Consider the following 18,361-nt stretch of genomic DNA (forward strand, 5'->3'; position numbering starts at 1 on the left):
GCCATCCCCACGACGAGCCACAAGACCATATCAGAAGGTAAGCGGCGTCGGCGGATAGTGGCCTTTTCAGACAAGGCGGCAGCGGCAGTAATCCATTCGTCGGGAATATGGTCGGCAAAAATGGCCAACCGAGCCAGCATGTCGCCAGATGCCTCAACAACATCGTTCAGATCGTTTGCAATAGACATAAAAAATCCGGAACCAGTGATTGGTTCCGGATTGTCCTACAGCAGAAGGATCGGTCAATGAATCCTTAACTGATCAGCATTGCAACCAGAGTGGGGGTTTTTCAGACTCGAACAGGCGCTGTTTTTGCTCGAGCGACTCCACTCTCACGCATTGAACAGGTTGTTGTCCCGTACCAGCTCCCGGGGCAGGGCATTCTTGATGCGACTCCCCACCCATTTCCCCATGCCGAGCGGGTGCCCCTGGTAACGAACGATCACTTCCCCACTCCCGGCATCCTGCTCTGGCCAGACATCTCGTCCCATCATGAATTCACGGGCATTGGCGGCATCCAGCTCGACGCATCCCTTGCTCGCCTCATGGCCGTAAGCCAGAGCCCATTCATGGGTCAATCGATATCCCTTCTTGAAGGTTTCAGCCAGCTTGATGCCGATGCGATCGAAACGCAGCTTCCCCTGTACCTGCTCGAAAGCGTGAGGGAAGAGCCAGATCTCGTCATTGCGGCCAAACAGTTGGCCATGGGGCACGATGCCAAAATGCCCTTCAATCTCCCGCAACATGGGGCCGGCCTCTTTCTCTGGCAGCGGTGAGAAGGGGAACTTGCCGAGCTTGCCAGGTTTGAACATGGTGTTGGGCACGGAGTGATGCTTGCGTAACCGGGCGACGAAAAAGCCTTCACTGTCGAAGATCTGGGGCCAAACGTGCAAGTATCCCTCCGGCGTACAGGCTTTCTCCGCTCCCGGAAAGAGATCGGCCAGCGAGTCAAAGCTGAAGGCATCACCGAACTTCTCCTGCAACGACTGACAGACGGCCTGATTCTCTTGCAGGCTCAGGGTGCAGGTGGAGTAGACCAGTACGCCGCCGGGTTTGAGGGCGTGAAAAGCGCTCTCCAGCAGGCCACGCTGCACCGCGGCGATCTCCTCGATGCTCTCGAGACTCCAGTTGCGCAGCGCGTCTTCATCTTTTCGCACCGTCCCCTCGCCGGAGCAGGGGGCGTCGAGCAGGATGGCGTCGAAGGTTTCAGGCAGCCATTGGCCAAAGACCTTGGCATCGAAATGGGTCATGCCGACGTTGGTCACACCGCAGCGCTGGATATTGGCGCTCAGCACTTTCAACCTGCTGCTGGAAAACTCGTTGGCGATCAGCATGCCGCGGTTTTCCATCAGCGCCGCGATCTGGGTAGTCTTGGAGCCAGGGGCGGCGGCCGCGTCCAGCAACATGCCATCCCCTCTGGTTTGCTCACTGGCAAAGAGCGCCATCACCGGCAACATGGAGCTCGCTTCCTGGATATAGAAGAGGCCGCACAAATGCTCGGCCGTGTTGCCAAGGGGAACGCTCTCATCGCTGCGGGTGAGCCAGAAGCCGGCTGCACACCAGGGCACGGGATCCAGCTGCCAACCAAGCGGTGCCATACGGGCGACAAACTCGGATACCGTGATCTTGAGGGTGTTGACCCGGATGCTGCGCCGCAGCGGCTGCCGGCAACTCGCCACGAATGCCTCCATGGAGAGATGGGATGGCATGAACTCCGCAATGTGACGCAGGAAGTGATCGGGGAGGTAGGTGTTGTCGTGCACGGCGCAATCTCGCTGACCCAAAATGAGGGGCGACATCTTACCACAGTGCGCGGCCCTTCTTGATGGGGGAGTCCATGAGGCCATAAAAAAACCGGCACAAGGCCGGTTTTTGACGAACAGGGGAATAACTCAGGGCAAGATGCGGGGGCTCCACTCCAGCCACTCTTTCTCTGCCTTGGCATGAAGCGGATAACGATGGCCCGCCTTGACGGTCGCGCCCATTTCCCGCTCCGGCGTATTGAAGGCAATCCCGCCTGCCAGCAGGCTTTGCACCGTTTCGACCTCGATGGTGCCACCGGTCAGCCCGATATCGGCCTTGACCCCGGAGACATTCCAGAAGCGGCTATTGGCGCGTATCAGATGGGCGTACTGTCCATCCACATTCACATCGATCAGCACCTCACTGCCATCCCGGGCCAGGGTCACGCCGGTGACGCTGCCCACCACCATCTTGCGAAACAGCAGGGGGCTGCCCACGCTGATGCCATCGACGGAGGGGCTCTTGAGGGTCAGGGCAAGACCGGCGGGGCCACTCTGACTCAAGGGGAAGGTCTCCTTGCCAGCCCCCCGGCCCGGCGTCGCCTCCACAAAGGCCCCCTTGATCAGGGTATCGAGGTGGGCAACCCCCCCCAGCCCGACCTTGGCCTGCACCAGGGCATAGCGTGCCCCGGATTGCAGGAAGCGCGCGGCATATTGCTCATTCAGCTCGGCCTTGAAGCTCACCTGGCCCAGGGTCGGGTCCAGTTCCACCTGCTCTACTTTGCCGATGTCCACTCCGCGATAGCGGATGGGGCTGCCAACCCCGAGACCCGGGTTGTGATCCGCCGTGAGCGTGAGGGTACGCACCTGGGAGCTTGCCTGCTCCTTGCTGTCAAAGAGCTGATGACTGCTGCGACCTGTCCCCAGCTTGTCGAATTCGATGGCACCACGCAGCAGGGTGGCGAGGTTCCCCATCTTGACCTGCACGCCATCGAGCCGGATCTTGCCGTCGATGGCGGCCTTCTTCCAGAACTGGGGTTGCTGCTTGAGCAAAGGAGCATAGATGGCATCGATCTCCAGGGTGATGGCCACACCGCGATCATCGGCATCCAGCGCCTTGACCTTGCCCGCTTCCAGTCCCAGGTAGAGGACGGGGGAGCCCACACCGATACCATCAGCCTGAGCGGCACGCAGCGTCCAGCTGACCGCTTTGGCATGGCGGCTCCCAAGCAGGGCTAGCTCCTGGCTGGGGTAGAGTCGGTCAATCCTGTCACCCTTCGCAGCCTGTACCAGCTTGATGCCCCCCGCCAACCAGGCACTGGCCGGGCTGGTCTCCACCTTGATACCGCTGAGGTCCGCCTCCACCTGCAAGGGGGCGGCGCGATAGAAGCGAGCCCGTTGCAGCAGATGGCGATAACGCTCGTTCACCAGCAACTCGACACTGGCATTGCCGCCGGCATCCAGGGTCAGTGCCCCGAGCTGACCTATCTGTAACCCCTTGAACCAGAGCGGAGCCCCTTCGCTCAAACCGGCGAGATCCTCTGCCTGCAGGGTCAGCTTGATGCCGCCGCGCTGTGCCTGGCTCTCCAGGGTCATGGTGTTGACCCGTTTACCGGGTTCATAGTCCAGGCGAATGGCGGGCCCGGCCAGCAGGCGATCCGCGTGCTTGATCCCGGCAGGGGAGAGAGAGACCGTCTCCCACACCAGACGACTCTTGCCGGTCACCCGGAACGCCTGTTCGGGGTTGATGAGGGCCGTCACGCTCCGTCCCTGTTCGGTGAGGCGAATAGGGTCGACTCGTCCAATCTCGATGCCCTCATAGAGGATGGGCATCCCTTCCTTGATGGGCAGAGTCCCAGCCTGGATGGTGATGCGCTCACCCCGGGCGGCCTCGGCCAGCCCCTTGTAGAGGATGAAGTTGACCCCCTTTTGCGCCACGGGAGAATCCTTGGGGGAGTCAAACGCAATGCCACCGCTCAGGATGGAGGTGAGGCTGCCCGCCTCCACGCTGACGCCAGCCAGGCTGAAGGAGCCCTTGATGCCGCTGATGTTCCAGAAGCGAGTATCCGCCTTGACGAGGTGCTCGAAGCGCGGCTCGATCACCAGATCCAGGATCACGTTCTGGTTCTCTTCCCCAAGACGGGTGTTGATGACACTGCCCACCTCCAGCCCGCGGAAATATATCTTGGCGCCGATGCCCACCGACCCCAGAGAATCGGCTGTCAGGTGCAGGGTGCGCCCTTGGGCCTGATAACCGGGGGGAGGGCCATCCAGGGCATCGAACTCATCCTCCAGCGGGTTGTTCTCCCGTCCGGGTTGCAGGTTGATGTAGTTGCCGGACACCAGGGTGTCCAGGCCGGAGATCTCGGTCAGTGACGCCTTGGGACTCACCAGCCAGAAGTCGGAGCCCTTGCGTATGAGGGAGCGGGCACGGCTGTCCACCTTGGCCAGCACCGCAATCTTGCGACCATCCTGTGCCAGTTCCAGCTCCTGGACCACGCCGATGGCGACCCCCTGATAGCGCAACTGGGTCTTGCCCGGCAAGATACCGTTGCCCTGGGCAAAGTTGATGCGAATGAGTTGACCACTGCTCGTCCACTGCTGGTAGAGAAAGCCTCCCGCCAGCAAGAGGGCGATGAAGGGCAGCAACCAGACCGGGGATAACCAGCGGTGCTTCTCAATGACGGGCTCAGCCCCGACCATACCGACTCCTTACATTGGCTGTGATGCACAGCACGTTCGACACAAAAAACATTAACGGGCCGCCTTGTCCCACAACAGGCGGGTATCGAGCATCCTGGCCGACATCATGGTGAGCACCACCACGCCGGCGAATGCCGTCGCCCCGGGGCCGGCACGCACGTTGAGCAGCACGCCGCGATCCACCAGGGCCACCATCAGCGAGATGACGAACAGGTCCAGCATGGACCAGCGTCCGATGAAATCGATGATGCGGTACATGACGAGCTGGCGTTTGCGGCGCACCGGCTTGCTGCGCTGCAACTGCCAGCAGATCCAGCCAAGACCCAGGATCTTGCCGATGGGCACAATGATGCTCGCGGTCAGTACTATGGTGGCGATGCCGGACATCTTGCTGCGATAGAGCGCCATGATACCGCTGAAAATGGTATCGGACTGCAATAATCCCTTGTTGTAGAAGTGGGTGATGGGCAGCAGGTTTGCAGGCAATAACATGAAGGTGGCCAGCGCCAGCAGGCCCCATGACCAGGCGAGGGAATGGGGAATGCGCATCTGCAAGGGAGTGTGACAACGAGGGCAGCTCATGCCGTGTTGATGGCGCACCAGCAACCCGCAGGTATGGCAGCGGCAAAGCCCCAGTTCACGGGCGCTGATCGGGGACATGGTCCGGCTCCCGGGAGGCATGTTGCAGCGGAATCCGCTCCCAGTAAGGGGCAGGGTCAAAGAGGATCAGCAGCGTCATGTTGAGCAGCATCAGACAACCCAGGCTCAGCAGACCGCCTCCCAGGCGCACGTCGGCGATGTCGATAAGCTTGAACAGGGCGACCAGCAGGCTGACGATGTACACCTCCAGCATGGCCCAGTGACGAAATACCTCGACCGCTTTGAGGGTCCACGCCAGCAGATGCCAGCGCTTGGCCAGGCCGGAGGCGAGGGCAAAGATCCCGAGCAGCAGCCCTGTCGGTGCCAGCACGGCGCACCAGAGCACCAGTGTTGCCACCCAGAGCTCGCTCTCGGCATACAGCATCATAATCCCCTTGATCAGGTTGGCGTCCGAGTTCACGCCCGCCAGACGAAGATAGATCAAAGGCTCAAAAAACGCGGAAGGCAGCAACAGGAATCCGGTGATGGTCAGCGCCATCAACTGGGAAGGGCGAAAGGCATAGCGCCCATACAGATGCTGATGACAGCGGGGGCAATGGGCGTGACGGCGCAGCGGCAGCAACTTGCGTTCGATCAGCAAGTCACAGGCCGGACAGACAATCACCGAGTGCGGATCCGACATACGATTCAACCTGTTGAAGGAATTGATGAAATTTACCTTAAAACGCCTGCCCTGTCTTGCCGCGCTGCACACCCCCCTTTGAAAAGGCTATGTCCCAATTACGTGTTGCATGGGGCGCCCCAGCGCCTCATGCAAGCAACGTGGTACATTCACTTCCCGCCCGTAGCGCTCCAACATCCTTCGCCAACCCAGATAATTTCTCAGATAGTGGGTCGCTACCCCATGGAACCGCTCCATCCACTCTTTCAACCGACGGTGATATCCGTTTACATGCTGGATATGGTACGCGCCAACCACACGCTCGCCTTGGCGATTGCGCACGACCTGATGGGTCACTCCCTGCGCTTTGCTGAAACTGGCATACACCCCGGCGCCGTCGCTACACAACACCGCATCTGACGAGACAAGGGGTGTCAAAACAGCTATCACCGTCTCGGCATTCATTTTCTCCAACTGAAAATCCGCATGGTGACCAGCCCGGTCCTGAACCACCATCACCGGGATGTAATCCGGCCCTGTGCCTCGGGTACGGCCTTTGCCCCCACGGTGGCGGGCCGGGCGGGGCAAACCACGTTGCCCTTTAAACGACTCCAAGAAGAAGGTCTCATCAACCTCGACGATACCCCTTCCCGTGCCGCCTGGTGACTCGCCATGGCTTTCAGGAAGCGGTGACGCCACAAGAAGGCGGTATTTTTACAGACTCCGCAGCGGACGGCAGCCTGTCGGACGGTCAGACCGTCGATGAGGGCCTGGGCGTAGTCTTCCCAGCATTGTGCCTTGCGAAGTCGAGCCAGAGGCGTCTTGGTGAGAACGGAACTGGTGCGCAGACACTGCTTGCAGCGATAACGACGCAGCCCTCGACTCCAACCCCAGGGAGCCAACTGCGTAGCCTCGGCCTGACAGTGAGGGCAACATCGACAAGCGGGGAGTTGAGCGGCCAGCGAGGTGATTGGGTGAGGGGTAGTGAGTTCATGTTGCGCGAGGCGACGCTGGCGCATGGTGAGCTGTGGAAAGAGAGACAGTAGATGTTGAAAGGCTTGGGTATCCATGATGGAGGCCCTCAGGGTGATGACCTACTTCAAGGTTAGCCTTTCAACATGTAATTGGGACAGCGCCTTTGAAAAGACGTGTTTTCCGGTGTGAACTGGCCGCCGCCAGCCAAGCAGGGGCTGGCGATGCATGCCGACATGCTGAGGGTATTTGCAATACTGTATATACGTACATATACTTGCAATCACAATCATCAGGAGGGCGCCGCGATGGCCGTTGAGATCAAGTATGTTGTGGTACGTGGGGGAGTGGAGAAGATGACCTTTGCCAGCAAGAAAGAGGCGGATGCCTATGACAAACTGCTGGACACCGCCGATGAGCTGATGACACTGCTGGCGGGCGCGCCGGTCGCGCTTGCACCGGAACAGCAGGAGAGTCTGGCCTTTTATCTGGCCGAGCAGCGGGATCAGTTGCAGCAGGTATTGCGCGGTGGAAAAGGGCAGGGGAATCCATCCAAAGAAGACAAGCAGGATACTGAACTGCCAAAGGGGAAGCCCCTGAAGAGCGTGGCTTGAGACGAAAGGGCGGGGAAGGGGATGTGAGGCAGAAGCCGCTCTCTCATTCATGAAAAGTGCAACTTAAGTCATTATCGCGGCTATTTTCCCCGAGAATTTTCCAACCACACTGCATATTCATTGAATATGCCGATTGCTCGTGATCATGGGGTATCACAGCAAGATGCCTCAGGTCGTTGCCCCCAAGGCGCACTGCAAGCCCTGATGCCGATAACCCCATTTATCGGCATCAGGGGGTTACGGCCCCGTTCAAAACATTCAACCGACATCACACACCATCATGACTCATCCAGCACTTCCACCCGCCATGCCACTGTTCGATAGCGTGGACCACCTTGAAGCGGGCAATCCCCAGGTCAACCAGTACCTCGCCACCCTGAGTCTTGGCAAGGTCCCCGACGCGGGGATCGTGTATGAGCTGGCCGTCGACTGGCTGCTGGAGCAGCGCCACAGCGAAAACAACTACAAGACCTATCGCAGTGAGCTGACCACTTTTTTGCACTGGTGTTTTTGCGAGGTGGCCATCAGCCCCAGGGATCTCACCAGGCGCATCATGATGCGCTATCTCGACTATTGCCAGGCGCCACCGTCCGGACTGATTGCCTATCGCAACGTCGCCCAGTTCGTGCTCGACAAGGAGTGGGGGGAACGGTTGCCAAACCCCCTGTGGCGTCCGTTTCTTGGCAAGCGGGAACTGGGCCGGGAGCTGCCGTATCGACTGAGTGAGCAGGCGATGAAGACAAAACTCGCCATTTTGTCCGCCTTCTTCCAGTTTCTCATCCAGGAGGAGTACATGGATCGCAATCCGGCTCTCCTGCTGCAGCGGGTTAAACGTGCGGGCCCCCAGGAGGCTGGTGAAGACGCGCAATCCTTCACCGAACTGCAATGGTCCTATGTGATGCAAGCCGCCGAACAGCTCGCTGCCGAATGCCCGGCACAACATGAGCGCAGCCGCTTTCTCATCTGTCTGATGTATGCCTGTTATCTGCGGATTTCCGAGGTGGCGGCCAGGCCGGGTTTCAGCCCCGTCATGGGCCAGTTTCGACGTGACGCCAAAACGGGCGTCTGGGGTTATGACATTCCCCGCAGCAAAGGCGGTAAACGTCGCACCGTGGCCGTTTCTCAGGCTCTGCTCGAAGCCCTGGCTCGCTATCGTACCTTTCTTGGACTTTCGCCACTGCCGGCCCCCGGAGAGCAAACCCCGCTGTTCGTACGCCACAAGGCGGCGGCCCATGGCCGCGAACAAGGTGAACTCAATGCCAATCTGGGTATCCGCCAGCTACGAGACCTGGTAATGGCGGTATTTGAACAGGCCGCAAGCCTCGCCGAACAAGACGGTTTTGATCAGGATGCCGCTGAAATGCGAACCCTGACGCCGCACTCCATTCGCCACACCGGTATCACCCATGACATCAATCTGCACGGCCGGCCTTTATCCCACGTACAAGCCGATGCGGGACACGATAGCATCGACACCACCTCCAAGTACCTGCACACCGGCAACCGGGAACGTCACGAGAGTGCCAGCCGCAAGCCGCTGGACCACTTGCTCGACCAGGACCGTACATATGATTGATAACCAGTGGTGAACAATAAAACTGCACTCATAACCAAGACGCGGGACCTAAAGACAATCCTTGATTGATCATGCCCTGGGACTCATAAAATACGACACCGCGCATAATGTATATTATGTTAAATGAAATATCTTGGTATTCTGTCACCCTCAACCGAACTGTGTATAATGGTGGCAATTGATCCTATCCCCGACCGGATGTCTTAAGTGGCTGAATTAACATCAGAACAATTAAAACCCGCTTTCTCGATTGAGCAGTTCCCCACACTTGGCGAACTCGACCCCATTCCGTTTGCCGCCCTGCAACCCAGAGCGATTTCGGGTATAAAACGGCTGGCCAGTTTTGATGGTGACTGCCCGGTCATGATCCTCAACGGTTTCCCCGGTGCAGATTACGAGAATGTCTGCCAGACCCTGATCGCCTCTTCGAATGGCAAGGATGGCGACCTGTTCGATCTCTGTTATACCGAGAATCTCAACAACCCTTTCAAACCCATCTGGCTGCGCCTGCAACCGGGCTCGGGTTTCGAGTTCTGCGAAATGGTCGGCGAGCTGCTCAAGCTGATGAGCCACCACCTCGACGCCGAGCGGCTGGTCACCCGGATCATCCGCAAACAGAACAACGACCCCAAGATCGTAGATTTCCTCTCCGATCTGGCCGCCCATGTCGCCCAGGGCCTCGAGTTCCAGCACCCGGTGCTCATCAACCTGCTGATCCATCATGAGGATCAGCAAGCCCCTGTCGTCTACGGCCGTGACCTGAACTGGGATACCTTGTTCGGTTCCATCAACTATCAGACGGAACAAGGCTCCGTTTACGCCAACCAGCACCTTTTGGAACCTGGTCTGCTGCGGGAAGCCAACGGTGGTTACCTGATACTGCAGCTTGATGAGCTGCTGGATCAGCCTCATCTCTGGTTCAAGCTCAAGAACGCCATGCAAAAAGGCGAGCTGGACTGGAATGCCTATCAGGAAGGCAAGACGCTGACGCCCTTCTTCACCCCGGAAGCGACCCCCATCCGGTTCAAGTTGATCCTGGTCGGTGACAGGCTGGACGTGGCGGAATTCCAGATGCTGGACAGGGACATGGCGGAGCGCATCTTCCTGCGTGCCGATCTGGTCTCCGAAGTGAACATCGAGGAAGATCTCCCCGCCTTCCTGCAATATCTCGCCTGGCTGCGAGCGCGCTGGGCGCTGCTGGATTTCACCCCAAGTGCCCTCCTCGCCCTCTGTCGCCATGCCAGCCGCCTGTGTGACCACCAGGAGTGGCTATCCCTCTCCGAGGTACAGCTCGGCGCCATCATGCGCATGGCCGACAGCCTGGCCCGCGAGCTGGAAGCGACCTGCGTCACTGACGAACATATCCTGCTCGCCCTGGAAGAGCAGGATTACCGCCTCAACTATCTGGTGGAGCAATCGGATCAGGGTGTTATCGACGGCCAGATCCTGCTGCAGACCGACGGTGAAGAGGTTGGCCAGATCAACGGCCTTTCCGTCATCCAGGTGGCCGGCCATCCCTATGACTTCGGGGAGCCGGTACGCCTCACCGCGACCGTCCACCTCGGGGATGGCGATGTGGCTGACATCGAGCGCAAGGCGGAGCTCGCCGGGCACATTCACGCCAAAGCCATGATGATCATCCACGGTTACCTCTCCAACAAGTTCGGCGCAGAGAACCCCTCGCCGCTCTCGGCTAACCTGGTGTTCGAGCAGTCATACCACGAGATCGATGGTGACAGCGCTTCCCTGACCGGCCTGTGTGCCCTGCTCTCTGCCCTCGCCCGCCAGCCCATCTACCAGCACTTCGCTGTGACCGGTGCGGTCGACCAGTTCGGCAATGTGCAGGCCGTTGGCGGCGTGAACGAGAAGATTGAGGGCTTCTTCCGGGTGTGCAAGATCCACGGCCTCACCGGCAAGCAAGGCATTCTGCTGCCCGGCACCAACGCCCAGCAGCTCAACCTCTCTGATGAAGTGATCGCGGCAGTAGAGGCTGGCCAGTTCCACATCCACCCGGTGGATCACGTGGAAGAGGCAATCGAGCTGCTCACCGGCTGCGTCGCTGGCGAACCGGACATGCCGGATACCCTGTTTGGTCGCATCCAGGAGAGACTTGACGAACTCAATGGCACGGCAACCAAGAGTGGCGGCCTGCTGCGCAGCCTGCTGGATCGGCTGCTTGGCCGTTAAATGAAGTGATCGGAGTTGTTTAGCGAACATCTGTAAGCTAAATTGGCCCGGCTTTGACCCATATGAAGGATAAACAGCGTGACCCTAGATAACGACACCACTGATCCCCGCCTCTCCCTGTGCGAACAAGGCAAAGAGTCCTTTACCCGTGAAGAGCTGCTTGCCTGCAGCCGTGGCGAATTATTTGGTGAAGGTAACAGCCAGCTGCCCGCCCCCAACATGCTGATGATGGATCGCATCGTCAAGATCAACGACCATGGCGGCGAGCACGGCAAGGGTGAAATCCTGGCTGAACTCGATATCACGCCGGATCTCTGGTTCTTCGACTGCCACTTCCCCGGCGATCCCGTCATGCCCGGCTGCCTGGGCCTGGATGCCATGTGGCAACTGGTCGGCTTCTTCCTGGGCTGGAAAGGGGGTCCTGGCAAAGGACGTGCGCTGGGTGTCGGTGAAGTCAAGTTCACCGGCCAGATCCTGCCGACGGCCAAGAAGGTCACCTACAAGATCACCTTCAAGCGCGTCATCAACCGCAAACTGGTCATGGGCATTGCCGATGGCGTCGTGGAAGTGGATGGTCGCCCCATCTACAGCGCCACCGATCTGAAAGTGGGCCTGTTCAAAGACACCACCGCATTCTGATCCTGCTCCTGGTGAGCAGAGACAACGTAAAGGGGCCACGATGGCCCCTTTCCTTTTGTAATGAGTGATGAAGTATCGGTTACTTCATGAAGAGGCCTGAGCCTCGCCCTTCCATGGCATCGCGCCAACCACCAAGCCAATGGCCCCTGGCATCCAGGCACTGGTACGGACACGCTTCTTTCTGTTTGCCGACTACGCCAGCCTGATAACCACGAGCGCGAGCTCTCTCCAGACGGTCCCGTTTCTGTCTCTTCATCATCTACGACCCTCTTCGTGGAACAAAAAAAGCGACCAGTTTTTCACCGGTCGCCTTCATCTTTACCCCAGGGGGGAGGCAGGGTCAAACAAAAAATTCCATGCTATTCAGGGGTTGTGACACAAGATACTGAACTGCATTAATTTTTGATGACACTTATTTATCGCTGATAGCGACGCAGCCAGGCAAAGGGCAGCGCCAGCAGAGTCAACCAGAACAGGCTGCCGCCACCACCCTCGCCGCCATCCTGACCGGTCTGGTTGTTGACCGGCGCATTGCTGACCACATAGCTGGCCGGGGCATTGCCCTGATAATCCGCCACGGCCGGCGTCAGTTTGACGGCGACCACGGTGGCATTGGCGCGTTTGTTGAGGTCGCTCTCGCTGTCATAGCGATACGCCGTCGCGGCAATGGTGCCGTCGCTGCTGATGCCGCTGGCATAAGCGATGTGATAGTACTTGCCGTTCTGGGCACACTGCTTGTTGCCGGCGTCATCCTTGCCACAGATGAGATCGTTCAGATACCAGCTGTTGGCCGGGGCGGCCGCGTTCAGCAGGAAGGCTTCCTGCATGCGGTTGGTGCCATTGACCACCGGTTGGGTCTGGTGACGGGAGTCGCGCCAGCCAACCACCATGTTGTGCTCGTTGATGGCGGCTGCTTCCGAGCCTGCCCCCGAGACCGGCTTGTCCTGGAGAGGAAGGCTGGCCGCCGTACCCGGCTTGCTCAGGTTGAACAGGAACATCTCCACCGGGCGGTTCTGGCCCTTGTTGATGCGATAGCGCTGGTTGCCGATCACATAGCCGTTGTCGTTGACGGCCACGGCCCAGCTGTGTTGCAGCTTGGCATCGTCCTTGCCAGGCTCGCCATCCGGCAGCGGGATGATCTTGGTGGTGCCCACGGTGCCGGCAGCCGTATCCAGGGTCCAGTAGCTGGCGAGGTTGCGACCATCCAGATCACCGGTGCCCACCTCGCCGGTGGAGCTGTAGCCCACGCCGTAGAGGGTGCCGTTGTACTTGGCCACGCCCAGTGCAGAGGCGGTTTGCAGCACCTCGTCACGCTGATGGCCATAGGTACCGGCCTGCATCAGCTTGTTGAACCCGCCCGAGCTGTTGAGCAGCCAGAAGCTCGCCTGGGTATCGACCCCGGGGCAGTAGCGGAAGTCACCGTACTGGCTGTCATTGCCCGTCTCGAAACACCACTTGTAGAAGTCACCGCCCACCTTGTGGCGATACTTGTCGCTGGCCGCGGTACCGGTCACCAGATACTGACCGTTGTCCAGCTTCTTGATGGAGGTGGGGACGCTCAGGCCGTGGGTGCTGGCCGCATCCTTGAGCTCGACCGGGTTGCCGTCATTGACCACGGCAAAGGCGGTGCGCAGCTTGCCATTCATCTTGTAACCGACACGATCCTCCGGAACATCCCCGAGGGCCGTCACCAGGCCATCGACCTCGGAGCTGGTCACGTAGCCCAGGTTGCTGCGTTGATCTACCTTGTCCAGGAAGTCGCGACGCCACTGGTAGGCAAAGCCCGAGTTGTCGCTCCAGAAGGAGTTGCAGACCGAGTTGGAGAGCATGCAACCCTGCTCGAAACGGAAACGATCCACCAGGAAGTCGGCAAACCGCACGGTGGAGAAGTATTCCGCCATGTTGTTCTTGGTGTTGAGCCCGATGAGGCCGTTGGCATCGCCGCTGATCCCGCTGGCATAGCCTTTGACTTCGTCATCGACGATGGTGAAAAAGGAGCTTTGTGCCGCCTGCGCGTTGAGGCTGGCGCCGACCAGGATGGCCAGCATGGATAATTGCTTTTTCATCTACTTCCTTAGTCTTGATGTTTCAACGCTTCCAACTCCTCCCAACGGGAGAAGGCGTGTTCCAATGCGGCCTCTGCCGCATTCAATGCATCCAGTTTGGGCTGGGTCTGCTCTGCTGGCAGGGAGAAGAAACCGGGGTGGTTAATCTCGGCCTGCAGGGCATCGAGTTCCATTTCCAACTGTTCCAGCCGGGCTGGCAGATTATCCAGCTCCAGTTGCAACTTGTAAGAGAGTTTTCGTGTTTTTTTCGCAGGCTCCGCTGCCGATGCGACAGGCTCTGCCACCTTGACCGGGGCCGGCTTGGCCGTCTGTTGGGCGACCTGCAGGGCTCGTGTGGCCATCATGTCGGCGTAGCCCCCGACATAATCGCTGATCCGTCCATCCCCTTCAAACAGCCAGCAGCCGGTCACGGTATTGTCGATAAAACGGCGATCGTGGCTGACCAGCAGCAGGGTGCCCGGGTAATCGGTGAGCAGCTCTTCCAGCAATTCCAGCGTTTCGACATCCAGGTCGTTGGTTGGTTCATCCAGAATCAACAAGTTACTGGGCTTGAGGAAGAGTTTGGCCAACAGTAGACGGTTTTTCTCGCCCCCTGACAAGGCCTTGACCGGGGTGCGCGCCCGCTTGGGCTCGAACAGGAAGTCCTGCAGGTAGCCGAGGATGTGGCGGGAGCGGCCGCGAACCATCACCTCCTGCTTGCCCTCCCCCACGTTGTCCACCACCGTCTTCTCGGGGTCGAGCTGCTCACGATATTGATCGAAGTAGGCCACTTCCAGGTTGGTCCCCTGGCGCACCGAGCCACGGCTCGCCTCGAGCTGACCCATCAGCAGCTTGATCAGGGTCGACTTGCCGCAGCCGTTGGGGCCCACCAGAGCAATCTTGTCCCCGCGCAGCACCTGCAGATCCAGTCCCTGGAACAGGGTGCGATCACCAAAGTCCAGCCCCAGCCCCTCGGTCTCGAACACCAGCTTGCCGGAGCGGCCCGCCTCGTCCAGTTGCAGCTTGGCCTTGCCCTGCAGCTCCCGGCGCTGGGTGCGCTCCATGCGCATCGCCTTGAGGGCCCGCACCCGTCCCTCGTTGCGGGTACGACGCGCCTTGATACCCTGGCGCACCCATACCTCTTCCTGGGCCAGCTTGCGGTCGAACTCGGCATTTTTCAGCTCCTCGACCCGCAGCCACTCCTCCTTGCCCTGCAGATATTCGTCGTAGTTGCCGGGCCAGGAGGTGATCACGCCGCGATCGAGATCGATGATCCGGGTCGCCAGCTTGTGGATGAACTCCCGATCGTGGGAGATGAAGACGATGGCGCCGCGAAAGTCCTTGAGGAACTCTTCCAGCCAGTTGATGGCATCGATGTCCAGGTGGTTGGTCGGCTCGTCCAGCAGCAACAGATCCGGGTCACACGCCAGGGCGCGGGCCAGAGCCACCTTGCGCAGCCAGCCGCCAGACAGACTGTCGAGCGTCACATCAGGGTCGAGATCAAGCAGGGTCAGCACCTGATTGATGCGGGTCTCGTACTGCCAGCCGTTCTGATAGTCGAGCTGCTCCTGCAACTGGCTCATGGTGCGAATGTTGGCATCGGAAGGGTCGTGCGCCAGGGCGTGGGAGACATGGTGGTACTGCTTGAGCAGCTCCCCTACCCCGGCCAACCCTTCTGCGGCGTAATCGAACACGGTGATCTCGCTCGAGGCGGGCGGATCCTGCTCGAGGCGGGTCACTTTCAAATCTTGTTGCAACACCAGACGGCCGTCGTCCAGCGGCAGTTCGCTGGCAATCACCTTCATCAGGGTAGACTTGCCCGCCCCGTTGCGACCCACCAGACAGAGGCGCTCGCCCCGCTCTATGGTGAGCTCGGCATGGTCGAGCAGCGGAAAATCACTGAACGACAGGGACGCGCCGTGCAATGTCAAAAGAGCCATGTTTGTTCCTTGTTGCTTATGAAAAAACGGGCGGCAGCGTGAGTCTGCCCCCGTTTTGTCGTCAAATCCTGCTCACCCCTGTGCCAGCCAGCCTTGCAGCTCTCCCAGGGTGAAGGGCCAGCCCAGCTCCCGGCCGGCACTGTCTTGCAGCACCGGGATGCGCACCCGGTAAGCCTCGAGCCAGGCCTCCTCCTCCAGGATGTCGCAGCGGCGGGTCTGCGTGGCCATCCCGGCCTGTTCCACCAGCGCCCACGCCTGTTCGCACAGGTGGCAGCCGTCGGTGTGAAACAGGGTCAGCATCAGCCTTGTGCCTCGGCGTGGGTGATGATCCAGCAGTTGTGGATATGCTGGTTGCGCTCGAAGTCCTTGGGCCGGGTCTTGTTCGTGATGTTCTGCGCCTTGAGACCGATGGCGTCAAGGCCGGCCAAGTCCATCTTGAAGTGGCGCTTGTTGTTGGAGAAGACCAGGGTGCCGTCCGCCGCGAGCAGGCGCTTGAGGTGCTGCATCAACAGCAGGTGATCCCGCTGCACGTCGAAGCTCTCGTCCATCCGCTTGGAGTTGGAGAAGGTGGGCGGATCGATGAAGATGAGGTCGTACTGCTCGTCGGCTTCCGACAACCACTTCAGACAATCCGCCTGCACGAACTTGTGCTCGCGGCCCACCAGCGAGTTGAGGCGCATGTTGTCCTGGGCCCAGTTGAGGTAGGTGCGCGACATGTCCACCGTGGTGGTTTCGCGGGCGCCGCCGAGCCCCGCGTGCACGGTGGCACTGCCGGTGTAGGCAAAGAGGTTCAGGAAGCGCTTGCCCCGAGCCATCTGGCCCAGCATGCGGCGGGTCTGGCGGTGGTCGAGGAAGAGGCCGGTGTCCAGATAGTCGTAGAGGTTGACCCAGAGGCGTGCACCGTACTCCTGCACCTCCATCCGGTGCTGCTCTTCGGAGAGCTTCTGGTACTGCTGTTTGCCTTCCTGGCGCTCGCGCACCTTCAGGATCACCTTCTCGCCGTCCATGCTGGTCACCTTGATGGCGGCCTGCACCATGTCCAGCAGACGCTGGCGGGTCTTCTGGGCGGGAATGTCCTTGGGCGCCGCGTACTCCTGTACCACCAGATAATCCTGATAGCGGTCGATGGCAGCGTTGTACTCCGGCAAGTCCGCGTCATAGAGGCGGTAGCAATCGAGGTTCTCCTTGCTCGCCCATTTCTCGAGGGTCTTCAGATTCTTGCGCAGACGGTTGGCAAAGTCCTGGGCCACCTCTTTCTGGGAAGCGACGGCATCGAGGGCGATCTGATAGTTGCGCAGCTGGCACTCGAGGGCGCCGTTGAACAGGCGATACTGCTTGTCGGCACGCAGGCGCAGGCAGCTCAGGAGTTCGGGAGAGGCGGAGAGAATGGTGACCTTCCACCCCTGGAAGCCGCGGCGCAGGGCATCGCCAAGGGCCTGATGCACTTCCAGCAGGGCCGGGAACTCCCCAAGACGCTCGCCATAGGGCGGGTTGGAGATGAGCATGCCGACCTGACGACTCTCCCCTTCCACAGCCGGCATCGGCAGCGGGTTTTCCAGCTTGGTGACATCGGCCTGCTTGAAGGTGATGAGATGGGCCACGCCGGCGGCCTTGGCGTTGTCACGGGCCTTCATCAGGACCCGGGTATCCGCATCGCAACCGAACAGCTTCACCTCGCAGCGCTGCATGCCGCGCTTGGCTCGCACCTGGGCTTCCATCATCAGGCTCTGCCACAGTTCACCATCGTGTTGCAGCCAGCGATCGAAACCGAAGCGCTCACGGCGCAGCGCAGGCGCCATGTCGGCAGCGATGAAGGCCGCTTCAATCAGCAGGGTACCGGAGCCGCACATGGGGTCCATCATGGGCTCGCCGGCCCAGCCGCTGCGGGCAATCATGGCCGCAGCCAGGTTCTCTTTGAGGGGCGCCTCGCCGGTGCCCTGGCGATAGAAGCGCTGGTGCAGCGCCGGGCCTGACAAGTCCAGCGTGATATTGGCCTTGCCTTTGCCAAGGTGCGCCATGATGCGAATGTCCGGGGACTTCTTGTCCACATCCGGGCGCACGTGACCGCGCTTGGTGAAGCGATCAACGATGGCGTCCTTGATCTTCAGGGCGCCGTACTGGGTATTGCGAATGGAGGCGTTGGTACCGGTAAAGTCCACCGCGATGGTGGCGGTACCGGAGAAGTGCTCTTCCCAGGGAATGGTATGGGCCCCGAGGTAGAGGTCCAGATCATCGTTCATCTGGAACTCGGAGAGCACCAGCACGATTCGGGAGGCAAAGCGGCTCCACAGACAGGCCTTGTAACCGATGGCCAGTTCGCCCTTGAAGTGGACGCCGGCCACGGTCTCACGGACCTGCTCCGCACCCAGATTGGTCAGCTCGACGGCCAGCAGGTTTTCCAGCCCTTTGGGGCAGGTTGCAAAAAATTCTTTCATCACGCTCACGGGGATGCCATAAAAATAGTGCCGCATTATACCTTATCGGCCCGCGCTCGGCACTCGAACCTTGGACAAAGGCGCCATATAAACGGCAAGAGGCGCGGCAAACGCTCCCCTCCCCCTTGCGGGCGACAGGATCCCGCTCCTGGCTGGCAGTTGTCTACCATCACATTCGTAAAGAATTCGAAAATCTTGCCCGGACCAGGCAGAAAATGGTCGTGACGACCAGACGAAGGAAAAAGAC

The 18,361-nt window shown here is 59.9% G+C and carries 14 protein-coding genes and 1 pseudogene; 4 read left to right on the top strand and 11 right to left on the bottom strand.

Translation table 11 applies throughout. The features are described 5' to 3' along the window. The 6 genes and pseudogenes from C3418_RS10385 to C3418_RS10410 form a co-directional block, all read right to left on the bottom strand. Window positions 1–188, bottom strand: a 188-nt coding sequence (locus tag C3418_RS10385; protein WP_181023087.1) for a transposase domain-containing protein, incomplete at its 3' end; no start/stop codon positions are given. Window positions 189–332: 144 nt separating this feature from the next. After that, on the bottom strand, window positions 333–1,763 hold the full coding sequence (gene rsmF / locus C3418_RS10390; protein WP_103858458.1) for a 16S rRNA (cytosine(1407)-C(5))-methyltransferase RsmF: 1,431 nt from the start codon (window positions 1,761–1,763) through the stop codon (window positions 333–335). A gap of 129 nt (window positions 1,764–1,892) precedes the next feature. Continuing rightward, window positions 1,893–4,445: an MlaD family protein gene (locus tag C3418_RS10395; protein ID WP_041205787.1), complete on the bottom strand. Its 2,553-nt coding sequence runs from the start codon at window positions 4,443–4,445 to the stop codon at window positions 1,893–1,895. Between the two features lie 51 nt (window positions 4,446–4,496). Beyond that, window positions 4,497–5,105: a paraquat-inducible protein A gene (locus C3418_RS10400; protein WP_010674753.1), complete on the bottom strand. Its 609-nt coding sequence runs from the start codon at window positions 5,103–5,105 to the stop codon at window positions 4,497–4,499. Further along, window positions 5,083–5,727, bottom strand: a complete 645-nt coding sequence (locus tag C3418_RS10405) for a paraquat-inducible protein A (protein WP_010674754.1) — start codon at window positions 5,725–5,727, stop codon at window positions 5,083–5,085. Before C3418_RS10405 ends, C3418_RS10400 begins: the two co-directional genes overlap by 23 nt. An 87-nt stretch (window positions 5,728–5,814) precedes the next feature. Continuing rightward, window positions 5,815–6,776: pseudogene (locus tag C3418_RS10410) on the bottom strand (IS1595 family transposase). Window positions 6,777–6,986: 210 nt separating this feature from the next. Here C3418_RS10410 and C3418_RS10415 point away from each other — a divergent pair. From C3418_RS10415 to fabA, 4 genes are all read left to right on the top strand, one after another. After that, entirely contained in the window at window positions 6,987–7,292 is a 306-nt protein-coding gene (locus tag C3418_RS10415) for a YebG family protein (protein WP_103858452.1), read from the top strand. Between the two features lie 280 nt (window positions 7,293–7,572). After that, entirely contained in the window at window positions 7,573–8,868 is a 1,296-nt protein-coding gene (locus C3418_RS10420) for a site-specific integrase (protein WP_048207700.1), read from the top strand. A gap of 207 nt (window positions 8,869–9,075) precedes the next feature. After that, window positions 9,076–11,055, top strand: coding sequence for a Lon protease family protein (locus C3418_RS10425; protein WP_045524875.1), 1,980 nt, complete (start codon window positions 9,076–9,078; stop codon window positions 11,053–11,055). A 78-nt stretch (window positions 11,056–11,133) separates the two neighbouring features. Next, the gene (gene fabA, locus C3418_RS10430) at window positions 11,134–11,694 is read left to right on the top strand and encodes a 3-hydroxyacyl-[acyl-carrier-protein] dehydratase FabA (RefSeq protein WP_010674758.1); all 561 of its coding nucleotides are present in this window, start codon (window positions 11,134–11,136) and stop codon (window positions 11,692–11,694) included. Between the two features lie 79 nt (window positions 11,695–11,773). Here the strand turns inward: fabA and rmf are convergent, their stop codons facing one another. From rmf to rlmKL, 5 genes are all read right to left on the bottom strand, one after another. Next, window positions 11,774–11,953 carry a ribosome modulation factor gene (rmf, locus tag C3418_RS10435; protein WP_005315693.1) on the bottom strand — a complete coding sequence of 60 codons (180 nt, stop codon included), beginning with the start codon at window positions 11,951–11,953 and terminating at the stop codon, window positions 11,774–11,776. A gap of 157 nt (window positions 11,954–12,110) precedes the next feature. Beyond that, complete coding sequence (locus tag C3418_RS10440; RefSeq protein WP_010674760.1) at window positions 12,111–13,760, bottom strand: DUF3466 family protein; 1,650 nt, start codon at window positions 13,758–13,760, stop codon at window positions 12,111–12,113. Between the two features lie 8 nt (window positions 13,761–13,768). After that, entirely contained in the window at window positions 13,769–15,679 is a 1,911-nt protein-coding gene (locus C3418_RS10445; RefSeq protein WP_103858453.1) for an ABC transporter ATP-binding protein, read from the bottom strand. A 72-nt stretch (window positions 15,680–15,751) separates the two neighbouring features. Further along, window positions 15,752–15,979: a glutaredoxin family protein gene (locus C3418_RS10450; RefSeq protein WP_103858454.1), complete on the bottom strand. Its 228-nt coding sequence runs from the start codon at window positions 15,977–15,979 to the stop codon at window positions 15,752–15,754. Further along, window positions 15,979–18,150 (bottom strand): bifunctional 23S rRNA (guanine(2069)-N(7))-methyltransferase RlmK/23S rRNA (guanine(2445)-N(2))-methyltransferase RlmL, encoded by a 2,172-nt coding sequence (gene rlmKL / locus C3418_RS10455; RefSeq protein WP_161648068.1) that lies wholly within the window; start codon window positions 18,148–18,150, stop codon window positions 15,979–15,981. The genes C3418_RS10450 and rlmKL overlap by 1 nt, the downstream gene beginning before the upstream one ends. Window positions 18,151–18,361: the final 211 nt, after the last annotated feature.

This window comes from Aeromonas sp. ASNIH8 (genome assembly GCF_002919855.1).
GTDB classification, from domain to species: Bacteria; Pseudomonadota; Gammaproteobacteria; order Enterobacterales; family Aeromonadaceae; genus Aeromonas; species Aeromonas caviae.

Coding starts and splice junctions, on each gene's coding strand:
- C3418_RS10420 (WP_048207700.1), top strand. CDS start 7,573: ATGACTCATCCAGCACTTCCACCCGCCATGCCACTGTTCGATAGCGTG.
- C3418_RS10405 (WP_010674754.1), bottom strand. CDS start 5,727: ATGTCGGATCCGCACTCGGTGATTGTCTGTCCGGCCTGTGACTTGCTG.
- C3418_RS10440 (WP_010674760.1), bottom strand. CDS start 13,760: ATGAAAAAGCAATTATCCATGCTGGCCATCCTGGTCGGCGCCAGCCTC.
- C3418_RS10395 (WP_041205787.1), bottom strand. CDS start 4,445: ATGGTCGGGGCTGAGCCCGTCATTGAGAAGCACCGCTGGTTATCCCCG.
- rmf (WP_005315693.1), bottom strand. CDS start 11,953: ATGATGAAGAGACAGAAACGGGACCGTCTGGAGAGAGCTCGCGCTCGT.
- rlmKL (WP_161648068.1), bottom strand. CDS start 18,150: ATGCGGCACTATTTTTATGGCATCCCCGTGAGCGTGATGAAAGAATTT.
- C3418_RS10445 (WP_103858453.1), bottom strand. CDS start 15,679: ATGGCTCTTTTGACATTGCACGGCGCGTCCCTGTCGTTCAGTGATTTT.
- C3418_RS10400 (WP_010674753.1), bottom strand. CDS start 5,105: ATGTCCCCGATCAGCGCCCGTGAACTGGGGCTTTGCCGCTGCCATACC.
- C3418_RS10415 (WP_103858452.1), top strand. CDS start 6,987: ATGGCCGTTGAGATCAAGTATGTTGTGGTACGTGGGGGAGTGGAGAAG.
- C3418_RS10450 (WP_103858454.1), bottom strand. CDS start 15,979: ATGCTGACCCTGTTTCACACCGACGGCTGCCACCTGTGCGAACAGGCG.